Source organism: Burkholderia sp. lig30 (genome assembly GCF_000687455.2).
Lineage (GTDB): Bacteria > Pseudomonadota > Gammaproteobacteria > Burkholderiales > Burkholderiaceae > Burkholderia.
On record NZ_JGVW01000092.1, the window covers coordinates 15065 to 29754 of the forward strand.

11 protein-coding genes are annotated in these 14690 nt (G+C 65.6%); 1 reads left to right on the plus strand and 10 read right to left on the minus strand.

The window, feature by feature from the left end; genetic code table 11:
- Positions 1-5: 5 nt before the first annotated feature.
- From mraY to coq7, 8 genes are all read right to left on the minus strand, one after another.
- On the minus strand, positions 6-1175 hold the full coding sequence (mraY, locus tag LIG30_RS18400) for a phospho-N-acetylmuramoyl-pentapeptide-transferase (protein WP_038714244.1): 1170 nt from the start codon (positions 1173-1175) through the stop codon (positions 6-8).
- 16 nt (positions 1176-1191) lie between these two features.
- Positions 1192-2598: a UDP-N-acetylmuramoyl-tripeptide--D-alanyl-D-alanine ligase gene (locus LIG30_RS18405; RefSeq protein ID WP_038714245.1), complete on the minus strand. Its 1407-nt coding sequence runs from the start codon at positions 2596-2598 to the stop codon at positions 1192-1194.
- Positions 2595-4133 carry a UDP-N-acetylmuramoyl-L-alanyl-D-glutamate--2,6-diaminopimelate ligase gene (locus LIG30_RS18410; RefSeq protein WP_038714248.1) on the minus strand — a complete coding sequence of 513 codons (1539 nt, stop codon included), beginning with the start codon at positions 4131-4133 and terminating at the stop codon, positions 2595-2597. Before LIG30_RS18410 ends, LIG30_RS18405 begins: the two co-directional genes overlap by 4 nt.
- On the minus strand, positions 4130-5968 hold the full coding sequence (locus LIG30_RS18415; RefSeq protein ID WP_038714250.1) for a peptidoglycan D,D-transpeptidase FtsI family protein: 1839 nt from the start codon (positions 5966-5968) through the stop codon (positions 4130-4132). The genes LIG30_RS18410 and LIG30_RS18415 overlap by 4 nt, the downstream gene beginning before the upstream one ends.
- Complete coding sequence (gene ftsL, locus LIG30_RS18420) at positions 5965-6306, minus strand: cell division protein FtsL (protein WP_038714251.1); 342 nt, start codon at positions 6304-6306, stop codon at positions 5965-5967. The genes LIG30_RS18415 and ftsL overlap by 4 nt, the downstream gene beginning before the upstream one ends.
- On the minus strand, positions 6303-7244 hold the full coding sequence (gene rsmH / locus LIG30_RS18425) for a 16S rRNA (cytosine(1402)-N(4))-methyltransferase RsmH (RefSeq protein ID WP_038714253.1): 942 nt from the start codon (positions 7242-7244) through the stop codon (positions 6303-6305). The genes ftsL and rsmH overlap by 4 nt, the downstream gene beginning before the upstream one ends.
- A gap of 23 nt (positions 7245-7267) precedes the next feature.
- Complete coding sequence (gene mraZ / locus LIG30_RS18430) at positions 7268-7696, minus strand: division/cell wall cluster transcriptional repressor MraZ (RefSeq protein WP_006400450.1); 429 nt, start codon at positions 7694-7696, stop codon at positions 7268-7270.
- 384 nt (positions 7697-8080) lie between these two features.
- Complete coding sequence (gene coq7, locus LIG30_RS18435; RefSeq protein WP_038714256.1) at positions 8081-8707, minus strand: 2-polyprenyl-3-methyl-6-methoxy-1,4-benzoquinone monooxygenase; 627 nt, start codon at positions 8705-8707, stop codon at positions 8081-8083.
- 281 nt (positions 8708-8988) lie between these two features.
- On the opposite strand from coq7, the gene LIG30_RS18440 reads away from it, so the two are divergent.
- On the plus strand, positions 8989-10170 hold the full coding sequence (locus LIG30_RS18440) for a porin (RefSeq protein ID WP_038714258.1): 1182 nt from the start codon (positions 8989-8991) through the stop codon (positions 10168-10170).
- A gap of 288 nt (positions 10171-10458) precedes the next feature.
- Here the strand turns inward: LIG30_RS18440 and LIG30_RS18445 are convergent, their stop codons facing one another.
- Both LIG30_RS18445 and LIG30_RS18450 read right to left on the minus strand, forming a co-directional pair.
- Complete coding sequence (locus LIG30_RS18445) at positions 10459-12132, minus strand: long-chain fatty acid--CoA ligase (protein WP_038714259.1); 1674 nt, start codon at positions 12130-12132, stop codon at positions 10459-10461.
- Positions 12133-12275: 143 nt separating this feature from the next.
- Complete coding sequence (locus LIG30_RS18450; RefSeq protein ID WP_038714260.1) at positions 12276-14351, minus strand: molybdopterin-containing oxidoreductase family protein; 2076 nt, start codon at positions 14349-14351, stop codon at positions 12276-12278.
- Between the last annotated feature and the right edge of the window lie 339 nt (positions 14352-14690).

Here is a 14690-nt window from a genome sequence, read left to right on the forward strand (position 1 = left end):
TTCCTTTACCGCAGCTTGAGGGTGGACAGACCGAACAGGCAGAGCATCAGCGTGATGATCCAGAAGCGCACCACGACCTGCGTTTCCTTCCAGCCGGACAATTCGAAATGGTGATGCAGCGGCGCCATCTTGAAGATGCGGCGCCCTTCGCCGTAACGGCGTTTCGTGTACTTGAACCACGTGACCTGCAGCATCACGGAGAGCGTCTCCGCGACGAAGATCCCGCCCATGATGAACAGCACGATTTCCTGCCGCACGATCACCGCGACAGTGCCGAGCGCGCCGCCGAGCGCGAGTGCGCCGACGTCGCCCATGAACACTTGCGCGGGGTGCGTGTTGTACCAGAGGAACGCGAGCCCGGCGCCGCCCATCGCGGAGCAGAAGATCAGCAGCTCGCCTGCGCCCGGAATGTGCGGAAACAGCAGGTATTTCGAGTAGACCGAGCTGCCCATCACGTACGCGAACACGCCGAGCGACGCGCCGACCAGCACGACCGGCATGATCACGAGGCCGTCGAGGCCGTCGGTCAGGTTCACCGCGTTGCTTGCGCCGACGATCACGAAATAGGTCAGCGCGATGAAGCCCCACACGCCGAGCGGATAGCTGATCGACTTCAGGAACGGCAGCATCAGGTCGGCGCGCGCGGGCAGCCCCATCGACAGGCCGCTGCGCACCCACGCCATGAACAGGTCGAACACGCGCACGTTGCTCGCCTCGGATACGCTGAACGCCAGGTACACCGCCGCGAACAGGCCGATCACCGACTGCCAGAAATACTTTTCCCTCGACGACATCCCGCGCGGGTCCTTGTAGACGACCTTGCGGTAATCGTCGACCCAGCCGATCACGCCGAAACCGAACGTGACGAGCATCACGATCCAGATGAAACGGTTCGTCAGGTCGCCCCACAGCAGCGTCGCGACCGCGATGCCGATCAGGATCAGCACGCCGCCCATCGTCGGCGTGCCGGACTTGACGAGATGGCTCTGCGGGCCGTCCTTTCGCACGGCCTGCCCGACCTTCATCTGCGTCAGCTTGCGGATCACCCAGGGGCCGCACACGAGCCCGATCCCGAGCGCGGTGATGGTGGCCATCACCGCACGGAACGTCAGGTATGTGAACAAGCGCAAAAAGCTTGCGTCACCTTGCAGCCATTGCGCCAGTGCCAGCAGCATGCTTCCTTCCTTCTACTCAGTGTGCGGCGGGCGCGGCGCCCGCTGCGGATTGGTTCGTCAGCGCGTCGACCACGCGCTCCATCTTCATGTACCGCGACCCCTTCACGAGGATCGTCGCCTGCGCGCCGTAGCCCGCGGCCAGCAGCGCCGGCACGAGCGCGTCGACGCCGTCGAAATGCCGTGCCGCGCTGCCATATGCCGCGCAAGCGTCGCGCGACGCGTCGCCGAGCGCGAACAGCGCATCGATGCCGCGCTCGCGCGCGTACGCGCCGATCTCGCGATGGAATGCCGGCCCTTCGTCGCCGACCTCGCCCATATCGCCGATCACCAGCACGCGCGGCGCCGGCTGCGACGCGAGGACGTCGATCGCCGCGCGCATCGAATCGGGGTTCGCGTTATAGGTGTCGTCGACGACGGTCGCACCCGCAAGCTCGCCGGCGATCGCGCGCCGGACCTGCAGGCGGCCCTTGACCGGCTCGAACGCTTCGAGGCCCGCCTGGATCGCCGAAAGCGCGACGCCCGCCGCCAGCGCCGCGGCCGTCGCCGCGAGCGCGTTGCGCGCATTGTGCTCGCCGAGCGCACGCAGGCGCACCGCGATGCGTCCGGCAGGTGTGTCGATCACAAGCTCGCCGGCGGCGAGCCGCCCCGTCACCTGCGCGCTCGTCTGCCGCTCGCCGTCATGCAGCGCGAAATCGACGATCCGGTTACCGGTCGCCGCCACGCGCCAGATGCCCGCATACGCGTCATCCGCGGGAAACACGGCGACGCCATCCGGTGCGAGCGCGTGAATCACCGCGGCATGCTCGAGCGCGACGGCCTCGACCGTCGCCATGAACTCCTGGTGCTCGCGCTGCGCGTTGTTGACGAGCGCGACCGTCGGCGCGGCAAGCCGCGCGAGCACGTCCGTCTCGCCCGGGTGGTTCATCCCGAGTTCGATCACGGCGAGCCGGTGCGCGCCGTTCAGCCGCAGCAGCGTTAACGGCAAGCCGATGTCGTTATTGAAATTGCCGGCGGTGGCGAGGCGCGCATCGGCACCGACCGCCGCGGCAAAAATCGACGCGATCATTTCCTTGACCGTCGTCTTGCCGTTGCTGCCCGTCACCGCGACGAGCGGCAGCGCGAAACGCGCGCGCCAGCCGTGCGCGAGCGCGCCGAGCGCCGCGCGCGTGTCGGCGACCTCGATCGTCGGCATCCCCGCGCCGGCCGGGCTGCGCGACACGAGCGCCGCGGCCGCGCCGCGCGCCGCCACGTCGCCGACGAAGTCGTGCGCGTCGAAGCGCTCCCCTTTCAGCGCGACGAACAGTTCGCCGGGACCCGCCGTGCGGCTGTCCGTCGACACCCGCTCGAACGTCACGTCCGCGTCGCCATGCACGGTCGCGCCGGGAATCAGGCGAGCAGCCTCGCTCAACGTGAGCATCGTCATTCGCAGCCCCCCTTGCCGTGCGTCGTGCGCGCCGCGAGCGCGAGCCGCGCGTGATCCTGGTCGGAGAACGCGCGCTTCTTGCCCATGATTTCCTGCGTCGCCTCGTGGCCCTTGCCGGCCAGCACGACGACATCCTCGCGCGCCGCCCCGCGCACCGCCTGCAGGATCGCGCTTGCGCGATCGTCGATGCGGCGCGCGTTGGCGGGCGCATGCATGCCGGCCACGATCTGGTCGATGATGCGTTGCGGCTCCTCGCTGCGCGGATTGTCGCTCGTCACCACGACCTGATCGGCGAGCCGCTCGGCGATCGCGCCCATCAGCGGACGCTTCGTCGCGTCGCGGTCGCCGCCGCAGCCGAACATGCAGACGAGCGCGCCGCCGCGCGCGTCGGCGATCGGGCGCAGCGCGTCGAGCGTCTTCTCGAGCGCGTCGGGCGTGTGCGCGTAATCGATCACCACGAGCGGCTCGTCGTTCTGCAGCCGGCCGCCGAGACGCTGCATCCGGCCGTTCACCGGCTCGAGCCGCGCCAGCTCCGCGAGCGCCGCATCGAACGGGACGTCCGACGCGAGCAGCGTGCCGAGCACCGCAAGCAGGTTGCTGATGTTGAACGCGCCGAGCGTGCCGACCTCGACGTCCGCGTCGCCCCACGACGATCGCAGGCGGAACGCGGTGCCGGTGGCGGTCGCCCGCACGCCGGTCGCGATCAGCTCGCGATCGGCGTCGGCAGTGACGGCCGTGTCGATGCCGTATGCGATCGTGCGCACGCGCCCGGCCAGCTTCTCGAGCAGACGGCGGCCGGCCGCGTCGTCGCGATTGACGATCGCGGCGCGCAGGCCGCGCCATGCGAAGAGCTTCGCCTTCGCTGCCTCGTAGGCGTCGAACGTGCGGTGGTAATCGAGGTGATCCTGCGTGAGATTCGTAAATACGGCGATGTCGAACGACGTGCCGTTCGCGCGCCCCTGATGGAGCGCGTGCGACGACACTTCCATCGCAACCGCCTGCGCGCCGGCGGCGCGCAGCTGCGCGAGGCTGCGCTGCAGCTGCGGCGCGTCCGGCGTCGTGAAGCCGGTCGGCACGAGCTGGCCGGGCATCCCGCTGCCGAGCGTGCCGATCACCGCGCACGGCTTGTGCAGCGCGGTCAGCGCCGCGGCGATCCACTGCGTGCAAGACGTCTTGCCGTTCGTGCCGGTCACGCCGACCGTCAACATGCTGTCGCTCGGATCGCCGTACCAGCCGCTGGCGATGTCGCCGGCCAGCTCGTTCAGCGCCGGCACCGCAAGCGTGGCGGGCGCGGCGGGCACGCCCGCGAAGCCGTCCGGCTGATACAGCACGGCGGCGGCGCCGCGCGCGACGGCATCGGGAATGAAGGCGCGATTGTCGGCCCCGTCGACCGCATACGCGACGAACACGTCGCCCGGGTTCAGGCTGCGCGTGTCCGCGTGCAGTTGCGCCTCGGGGGCCACATGCTCGCGCAGCCACGCAAGCGCGGCTGCGATTTGCTGGTGCGCCGGATGTGAACTGCGAGCGGCGCTCATCGAATGACTCCCGGAGAATTGCGTGTCGTGCTAGACACGATGATATGCTTCGCGCCCGTTGCGGCGGCCAGCTTTTGCGGCCCTGCCTGGGAAGGCGTGTCGCCGGACACGACGAGCTGCTTGACCGGCATGTTCGGCGGCACGTTCAGCGCGCGCAGCGCGTCGCCCGCGATCGCCGAGAATACGGGACCGGACACCTGTCCGCCGAAGTGGCTGCCCGCCGTCGGCTCGTCGACCGACACCGCGACGACGATCCGCGGATTCGGCATCGGCGCCATCCCGACAAACGACGCCCGGTATTTCCGGGTGTAGCCGTGGCCTTCATGCTTGTACGCGGTGCCGCTCTTGCCGCCGACGCGGTAGCCGGGCACGGCGGCGTCCGGCGACGTGCCGCCCGGCGCCACGACGGTTTCGAGCATCGCGCGCACTTCGCGCGCGGTGACCGGCGAGAAGATCTGCGGACCCGTGACCGGCTGCGCGTTGTCGGTCTTGAAAATCGTCACCGGCATCAGCTCGCCGTCGTGCGCAATCGCCGTATAGGCGCGCGCGAGCTGGAACAGCGACGCCGACAGGCCGTAGCCGTACGACATCGTCGCCTGCTCGATCCGGCGCCAGCCCTTCCACGGGCGCAGACGGCCGGCCGCGGCGCCGGGAAAGCCGACCTTCGGCGCCTGGCCGAGACCGATGCTGGTATACATATTCCACATTTCCTCGGGCTTCATCGTCATCGCGATCTTGGTCGCGCCGATGTTGCTCGATTTCTGGATCACGCCGCCCACCGTCAGCGTGCCGAAACCCGAGTCGTCGGTGATCGGCGCGCCATCGAGCACGTAATGGCCGTTGCCCGTCTCGACGAGCGTGTTCGGCGACACGCGGTGCAGGTCGAGCGCGAGCGACACCGTAAACGGCTTCATGATCGAGCCCGGCTCGAACACGTCGGTGAGAATGCGGTTGCGAAGCTGCTCGCCGGTCAGGTGCGAGCGGTCGTTCGGGTTATACGTCGGATAATTGACCAGCGCGAGCACCTCGCCCGTGCGCACGTCGATCACCATCGCCGCGCCCGCCTTCGCGGCGAACTTCTCCACCGCGGCCTTCAGGTTCGCATACGCGATGTACTGGATCTTGCTGTCGATCGACAGGCCGATGTCCGTGCCGTTGTGCGGCGGCAGCTGCTCGGCGACGTCCTCGACGATATGGCCGACCCGGTCCTTGATCACGCGGCGCAGGCCGGGCGTGCCCTCGAGCATCTTCTGGTCGCCCAGCTCCACGCCCTCCTGCCCCTCGTCCTCGACGTTCGTGAAGCCGATCAGGTGCGCGGTGATCTCGCCTTCCGGATAGAAGCGCTTGTATTCGTTGCGCTGGTAAACGCCGGGAATGCCGAGCGCCGCCACCTTGTCGGCGACATCGATCGGCACCTGGCGCTTCACGTAGACGAAGCCCTTGTCCGCGGACAGCTTCGCGCGCAGTTCCTTGGGCGTCATGTCGAGCAGCCTGCCGAGCTGGTCGACCTTGTCGGCGCCGAGATCGTCCGGCACGTCCTCGGGCACTGCCCAGATCGCGCGCACCGGCAGGCTCGTCGCGAGCACGAGGCCGTTGCGGTCGAGAATTTTGCCGCGCGTCGCCGGCAGCTCGATCGTGCGCTGGTATCGGCTTTCGCCCTGCTTCTGGTAGAACGCGTTGCCCGGTCCCTGAATCCAGAACGCGCGCGCGGCGAGCGCGACGAACGCCATGAACAGCAGGAACACGACCAGCTTCGAGCGCCACATCGGCAAATGCACCGACAGCACGGGGCTCGACGTGAATTTCACGTTCTGGCGCTTCGGCGACGGCTTCATTGCGCGTCTCCGCGGGCGTTGGCAGCCGTATCGGCGGATGCGGGAATCGGCGCGTCGAGCGCCTTCGCGACGCCCGGCTGAAGGGTCAGATATTGCGTGCGGCCCGTCGAGATCGGCTGCATCTTCAGCGATTCGTCGGCGAGCTGCTCGATGCGCGACGTCTTGGACAGCGCGCTCTGCTGATACTGAAGCTGCGCGTAATCCTGCTGGAGCTGCCGCTCCTGTGACTGCGCGCGCTGCAACTGGATGAAGATCTGGCGCTGCTGGTTGCTCGAATTGACGACCGACAGTGCGCAGCCCATCACGATGATGAGAAGAAAGATATTGATTCGGCTCATGGCGTGACGCGCTCCGCGATGCGCATCACAGCCGAGCGGGCGCGCGGATTGGCAGCCACCTCCGCTTCGCCCGGAAACTTGCGGCCGATTATCTTGAGCGGGGGGCTCGGCAGGTCGACCGCACGGATCGGCAAGCGACGATCGACCGCAGGCGCACTCGCGTGCGCCTGCATGAATCGCTTGACGATACGGTCTTCGAGCGAATGAAAGCTGATCACCACCAGCCGTCCCCCTTGCTCCAGCAACGACAATGCCGCGTCTAGTACGACTTGCAGGTCCGCAAGCTCTTGATTGACGTGAATCCGTATAGCCTGAAAGGTGCGGGTTGCCGGGTCCTTACCCTTCTCGCGGGTCTTGACGACGTGACCCACGATTTGGGCAAGCTCGCCCGTGCTGTCGAGAGGCCCGAGACGGTCGGACTCTGCCCGGCGAGCAACAAGCGCCTTTGCAATCTGAAAAGCAAACCGTTCTTCCCCATAATCCCGTATCACCTCCGTCAGTTCCTGCAGCGAAGCCCGCGCGAGCCATTCGGCCGCCGACTCGCCGCGCGTCGGGTCCATGCGCATGTCCAGCGGGCCGTCCGCGCGGAAGCTGAAGCCCCGTTCCGGATCGTCCACCTGCGGCGAGGACACGCCCAGGTCGAGCAACACCCCCGACACCTTGTCGATGCCGCGCGCCGCGAGCGCATCCCGCATCGACGCAAAACTGTCATGCACGATCGAAAAACGCACGTCCTCGATGCGCTGCGCCGTTTCGATCGCACGCGGATCCTTGTCGAACGCAATCAGCCGGCCCGACGGCGCGAGCCGCGCGAGCACCGCGCGACTGTGGCCGCCGCGGCCGAACGTGCCGTCGACGTACATGCCGTCCGGACGCGTGACGAGCGCATCGACCGCCTCGTCCAACAACACCGTCCGATGTTGCAATTCATTTCCCATCGCGGGCGTCTCCGTGTCCGCAATCAGAACGTGAAATTCTTCAGCGCGTCGGGCATGCCCTGCGCCATCGCCGCCTGCTCCTTCGCGATGTAGGTCTGCGAATCCCACAGCTCGAAGTGACTACCCATTCCCAACAACATGACTTCCTTTTCCAGACCGGCTGCCATCCGCAGCTCGGGCGATACGAGAATCCGGCCCGCGCTGTCGAGATCGACGTCCATCGCGTTGCCGAGAAAAATCCGCCGCCACCAGTGCGCGTCCATCGGCAGCGCGGCGATCTTGGCGCGAAACACCTCCCACTCCGGGCGCGGAAACAGCAACAGGCAGCCGTCCGGGTGCTTGGTCACAGTCACCCGTCCTTCTGCCTGTCCTTGCAGCGCTTCGCGATAGCGAGCCGGCACCGACATCCGCCCTTTCGCATCGAGCGTCAGCGCCGACGCTCCCTGGAACACGTTCCGCTCTCCCGTTCAGTGCACCGAAGCACGCGCCCAATGCCCAGAATTTAGCCGAAATGGCCCGCCAGATCACACAAAAACACACTTTCTCACACCGTCCCCCACTTTAGAGGAAGGGGTTGGCACGGTCAAGGGACCGCCCCGGTTTTTTGACGAATTTTGTTAGTTAGAACAAGGACTTACGCGCACAACCTCACGCGCCCTGTCATTTTGAAAATCGTTATAAATGAATGAGCTAGTGCAACTTGTGAAGGTGATACGTGAACAAGGCGGGTCAGATCGGCTTGGGGGCGGGGCTTTCGGGCGCGGGAAAATACGGAGGAACGGTGCAATATCGGGGCGGGCAACCAGGGGGCGGCGCAACGCCGCCCCGGCATTTCGTCAGAGATAGTACGCAGTGCTCGTCATGACTTTCGACGCCGCACGCATCAACATCCGCGCGGGCAACGGCAACTCTATGCCGCCGGCATCCATCGCCGTCTTGCCGTGTTTCACCTCATCGACACGCATCTGTTCGACAATCGCGCGCGACGACGTGTCGCCGGCTGGCAACTCGGACAGATGGCCGTCCAGATGGCTCTCCACCTGGCGCTCGGTTTCGGCCATGAAGCCGAGGCTCACCTTGTCGCCCAGCGCCCCGGCAGCGACGCCGATCGCGAGCGCGCCAGCGTACCACAGCGGGTTCAGCAGGCTCGGACGCGAATCGAGCTCCTTCAGGCGATGCGCGGTCCACGCGAGGTGATCCTCCTCTTCGCGGGCCGCCTCCTCGAACATCGTCTTGAGCGCGGGCGAACGCGTGGTCAGCTTCTGCGCCTGATAAAGCGCCTGCGCGCAGATCTCGCCGACGTGATTCACACGCATCAGCCCGGCCGCGTGCGTGCGCTCCGCCGCCGACAACTCCGCCGCCGGAGATTCTGCCGGCGCGGGTACGGGGCGACCCATCCGGTTCACACCCGCCATCGACCGCAAACCGCGGTCGAATTCGCTGATCAGTTCATCCAACACCATCCTGTTCTCCTGGCTTCAGCCTCCGCCCCGAGGGGGGCATCGGCACGTATCCGCTGCCTAACCGACATGATTTATCAGCGGAAATTGCGGTTAACCCGTGATTCTAACCATTGTTGCATAAAGGAAACATGGCGGCCTCGGGCAGCGGCCTTTTGCTTTGTCGTAAAAACGCCTTTTGCTAAATTACGTCCGACTTCTACCGAAGTTGAAGCGGGGTACGACGCCAGAACATAACTATTTGCCCCGCAACAAAAAAATCGATGAATCTTGGAGATCTTTTAATGAAAAAGTCGCTTCTCGCGCTCGTCGCGCTGGGCGCGTTTGCTGGTGCCGCTCAGGCGCAAAGCAGCGTGACACTTTACGGTATCGTCGACGAAGGCCTCTTGTTCAATAACAATGCCGGTGGCCAACGTCAGTACCAGCTGGCGAGCGGTAACCTGCAAGGCAGCCGTTTCGGCCTGCGTGGCACGGAAGACCTGGGTGGCGGCCTGAAGGCGATCTTCGTGCTCGAAAACGGTTTCAACACGTCGACCGGCGCGCTCGGCCAGGGCGGCAACATGTTCGGCCGCCAGGCATTCGTCGGCCTGTCGCACGACAGCTACGGCCGCGTCACGCTCGGCCGCCAGTATGATTCCGTCGTCGACTTCGTCGGCGCACTGGAATCGGGCAGCCAGTGGGCGACCGGCTACGGCGCGCACCCGGGCGACCTGGACAACATGAACAACTCGAATCGCACGAACAGTGCGATCAAGTACACGAGCCCGGTGTACGCAGGCCTGCAGTTCGGCGCCGTGTATAGCCTGGGCGGCGTGGCCGGCGACTACAGCCGCAACCAGATCTGGTCGGTCGGCTTGGGCTACACGAACGGCCCGCTGGTGCTGGGTGGCGCCTACCTGAACGTCCGCGACCCGAACTACTCGTTCTTCGGCAACAACCCGAGCTCGAAGGCGTCGACGACGTTGCCGTCGTCGCTGAACATGACGAGCCCGGTGTACAGCGGCTACGCATCGGCCAACACGCAGCAGGTCGCAGCGGTCGGCGGCGCATACACGATCGGCGCGGCGACGCTCGGCGTGACGTACAGCTACACCCGCTTCGACAATGTCGGCGCAGTCGGCGGCACGGGGCTCAACCCGCTGGGACTGAAAGGCAACGCGTCGTTCCACAACGTCGAAGGCAACTTCAAGTACCAGCTGACCCCGACCCTGCTGGCCGGTATCGCGTATGACTACACGCGCGGCTCGTCGGTCAATGGCCAGGACGCGGCGCAATACCACCAGGTCAACCTGGGCGTCGACTACTTCCTGTCGAAGCGCACCGACATCTACGCGGCCGGTATCTACCAGCACGCGCTGGGCTACGACTCGACCGGCGCGCGCGCACGTGCGGCGATTGCAGGCCTGACGGCGTCGTCGTCGCAGAACCAGGTCGCCGCAACGGTCGGTATCCGCCACAAGTTCTAATCAGCTTGTCCTGACAAGCAGCAGTCCATTGAAAGGCGCCTTCGGGCGCCTTTTTTCGTTGCGCGCGGCCAGCGCACCGCCATGCCTGACGTGACTGAGGCGAACCGCCAACCGGCGTCTGGCGCGGGCCGTAAAGCACATCCGGCACGCTGCGTCACGTTGACGGACCGCATGCCGCTTGCGCCCACAATCAACACGCGTACCGGCACGGCCACACGGTTTGCAGGCGGCGCAGCCCAAATGAAAACGGCCCGGGCGACCGCCGGGCCGTCGTGCCGCGGGGAAGCGTCAGGCGCGGCCGTCGCGCAATTCGCGCCGCAGGATCTTGCCGACATTCGTCTTCGGCAATTCGGTGCGGAACTCGATGAACTTCGGCCGCTTGTAGCCGGTGAGGCGCTCCTTGCAGAACGCAAAGATGTCCTTGTCGGTGAGCGCCGGATCCTTCTTCACGACAAACAGCTTCACGGCCTCGCCGGAATGCTCGTCGGGCACGCCGACAGCCGCCACCTCGTAGACGCCCGGATGGGACGCCACCACGTCCTCCACCTCATTGGGATACACGTTGAAGCCGGACACGAGAATCATGTCCTTCTTCCGATCGACGATCTTCACGTAACCGCGGGCATCCATCACGCCGATGTCGCCGGTCTTGAAGAAGCCGTCCGGCATCATGACCTTCGCGGTTTCATCGGGGCGATTCCAGTAGCCGGCCATCACCTGCGGCCCGCGGATGCAGATCTCGCCCGGCTGGCCGAGCGACACTTCATCGCCGGCCTCGTCGCGGATCGAGACTTCGGTCGACGGCAGCGGCACGCCGATGCTCCCGCTGTATTCGGTGGCCGTCACCGGATTGCACGTCGCGACCGGCGACGTCTCGGACAGGCCATAGCCCTCGACGATTGCCGTTCGCGTCTTTTCGTACCAGCGTTTCGCCACGCTTTCCTGGATCGCCATGCCGCCGCCGTTGGCGATCACCAGCTTCGAAAAATCGAGCTGGCTGAAATCCGGATGGTTCAGCATCGCGTTGTAAAGCGTGTTGACCGCCGGAATCGTCGAAATCTGGTATCCCTTCAGCTCCTTGATCATGCCGCCGATATCGCGCGGATTCGGGATCAGAACGCCCATGCCGCCGGTGCGCAACGTCAGGAAGCCGCACACGGTCAGCGCGAACACGTGATAGAGCGGCAGCGCGATCACGGTGACGAACTGCTTCACTTCCGGATACTTCGCATGGGCGGGCTCGTGCCACGCCTCGGCCTGCAGCACGTTCGCGACGATGTTCCGATGCAGCAGCGTCGCGCCCTTCGCGACGCCGGTCGTGCCGCCGGTGTACTGCAGGAACGCGACATCGTCCGGAGCATTCTTTTGCGGCTTGAATGTCTGGCGCGCGCCCGCCGTGAGCGCTGCCTTGAAGCGTGTGTACGACGGCAGTTGCCATGCCGGCACCATCTTCTTCGCGTGCCGGACGACATAATTGACGAGCAGCCCCTTGAGCCCCATCAGATCGCCCATCGACGCGACGACGACGTGCTTGACGGCGGTATTGGCAACGACGGCCTGCAGCGTCGTCGCGAAATTCTCGAGGATGACGATCGCTTCTGCGCCGCTGTCCTTGAGCTGATGCTCGAGTTCGCGCGGCGTGTACAGCGGATTGACGTTGACGACCGCATAGCCTGCGCGCAGCACCGCCGCGATCGTTACCGGGTACTGCAGAACGTTCGGCATCATGATCGCGACACGCGCGCCACGCGCGAGCCCGCGCGACTGCAGCCATGCGCCCAGCTGGCAAGACAGCGTGTCGAGCTCGCCATACGAGATCGACTTGCCCATGCAGACGAACGCCGTCCGGTCGCGGAACTGGCTGAAACTCTGTTCGAGCAGCTCGGACACCGAGGCAAACCGCGACGCGTCAATTTCGGCTGGAACGCCGGGCGGGTACGATTTCAGCCAAATCTTGTCCATGCTGCGCGTCTCCTCACATATTTTCGAATGGTCGTGCTAAAACGCATCCTAGCGGCTTGCCCGATTTGAGACAACCGGGTTAGACACTCCCTTCGAACTCGCTGAGGGATCCGATACGCACGCGATTGCGTGTCGATTTCGCCCTAAGCGCGCGCAACTTCGACAAGACAGTCATAAAACGTTGCGGACTGCCCAAGATCGGTGAGCGCCTGGCTCGTCACCTCGTTGGCGTTGCGTCTGTCCGGTGACAGCTTCTTCCACCAGATTGACAGGCCGACGACGAGCCCTGCGCGAGCCCGGTCGGTCACGCGCGCGCGTGCCTGCATCGAGCCGCGATCGTTGAAGATCCGCACGATGTCACCGTCCGAGATGTTCCGCGCGGCGGCATCCGTCGGGTGCATGTCGAGATGCGGCTCGCCTTCCGTATTCCGGAGGCTGTCGACGTTCACGAACGTGCTGTTCAGGAAGTTCCGCGCCGGCGGCGAGATCATCGCGAGCGGATAGCGCGCGGCGAGTTCAGGGGCCGCCTCTGCCGATTCGTATGGCGGCAGATAGTCGGGCACCGGGTCCATCCCCATTTGGGCGAGCCGCTCGCTGTAGAACTCGCACTTGCCGGACGGCGTCCGGAACCCGCCGTTGGCGAACGGCGCGTCCGGTAACTTGAGCTTCAGCCAGCCTGCCTGCTTCAACGTCTCCCAATCGCTTTCGAGCGACGGATCACCCCATCTGAGTGCAGCGCGCGCGACCTCTTCATCGCTGTGGTAGAGCGCCGGCTCCACAAGCCCCATGCTGCGCGCGATCCCCCTGAAAATCTCCGTGTTGGGCCGCGTGTCGCCGACGGGCGCGACCGACGGCAGATTCACCATCACGTAGGTATGTCCATACGACTTGTGGATGTCGAGATGCTCCAGTTGCGTGGTCGCCGGCAGCACAATGTCGGCGAAATCGACGGTATCTGTCTTGAAATGTTCGAGAACGACCGTGAACATATCTTCTCGGGCAAATCCCGCCGCGACCTTCGCCGAATCCGGCGCCACGGCGACCGGGTTCGAATTGTAGACAACGACTGCCTCGATTTTGGGACCGAATCCGGTGTCGCCCGGATGCAGCAATGCATCGCCGATTGCGTTCATGTTGACGATGCGGGGCAGTGCATGCGGCCAGCCGGGCATCAACTCCGGGCGCACCAGCGCCGCTTGGTCGATCGGTGCCCACTCGGACGCAGAGAGCAGCAACCCGCCGGCCCGCTCCCGCCATGCCCCCGTCAGCGCGGGCAAGCTGGCGATCGCGCGCACCGCGTTGCCGCCGCCGCGGACGCGCTGCATGCCATAGTTGAGCCGGATCGCGGCCTTTCGTGTCGAGCCATAGCGGCGCGCGAGCCCGATCAGCTCCGACGCTTCAATCCCGCAGATCTCCGCGACACGTTGCGGCGGATAGGTCATCGCACGGGCCTTGAGCGCGTCGAATCCCACTGTATGAGCGCTGATGTAATCGTGATCGAGGAGGTTCTCCGTCATCAGCACATGCATCATGCCGAGGGCGAAGGCTCCGTCGGTGCCTGGCCGCAATGCGATGTGCTGGTGGCATTTTTCCGCTGTCAGCGAGCGGTAGGGATCGATCGCGACCAGATGCGCGCCCCGCCGCTTCGCCTCCTGAGCCCGCGTCCAGAAATGCAGGCTCGACGCAATTGGATTCGCGCCCCAGATCAGGATCAGTTCGCTTTCCTCGAAATGCTCGAGGTGCATCCCGAGACTGCCGCCGTACGTGTATCGCAACCCCGCCGCACCCGCGGCTGCGCAGATAGTTCGCTCGAGCCGCGACGCGCCGAGAGCATGGAAGAAGCGTTGGGCGATCCCCTCTCCCTGCACCAGCCCCATTGTGCCGGCGTAGCTGTACGGCAGGATTGCTTCCGGCTCGCGGGCCGCGATTTCGGCAAGGCGCCCGCCGATTTCCGCAAATGCCTCGTCCCAGCTGATCGGTACGAAGCGCCCCTCGCCCTTGCGTCCGACGCGCTTGAGAGGCGTGGTCAGGCGGTCAGGATGATGCACGCGCTCGGCATAGCGGCTGACCTTCGTGCACAACACGCCTTGCGTCGGTGGATGGTCTGGGTCGCCGGCGACCTTGATCGCCTTGCCGTTCTCGACGGTTACGCGCATCGCGCACGTGTCGGGACAATCGTGCGGGCAAACGGCCCGGGCTATCTGGATGGGGGCGTTCATTTTTTATATGTAGAGGGGGATGTCTTGAATTTTACGTTGGCAGAGGGTCGCGAAGCGGCGGATTTATAGAGGACGGGGCCGTGCGACCGCGCTGGAGCGCGTGCTTTCGTTGGTGGGGAGCGGTCACGGCATCGAACAGGAACGGGTGTCGACCCAAGCGGGATACGTCCGCTCAGGTCCGGCCGGCGGACAATCAGATCGGGCAGGGGAACGGGAGACGTGGCCGCGCCGACCCCGATCCGGCTTGCCGGGCGCGGCGCATTGGGTTGGGTGCTGGGGGTGCGGTGCGCCCACGCGGGCCGGCCGATTTCCGGCCGCCGATTTCCCGGCCGGAAATGC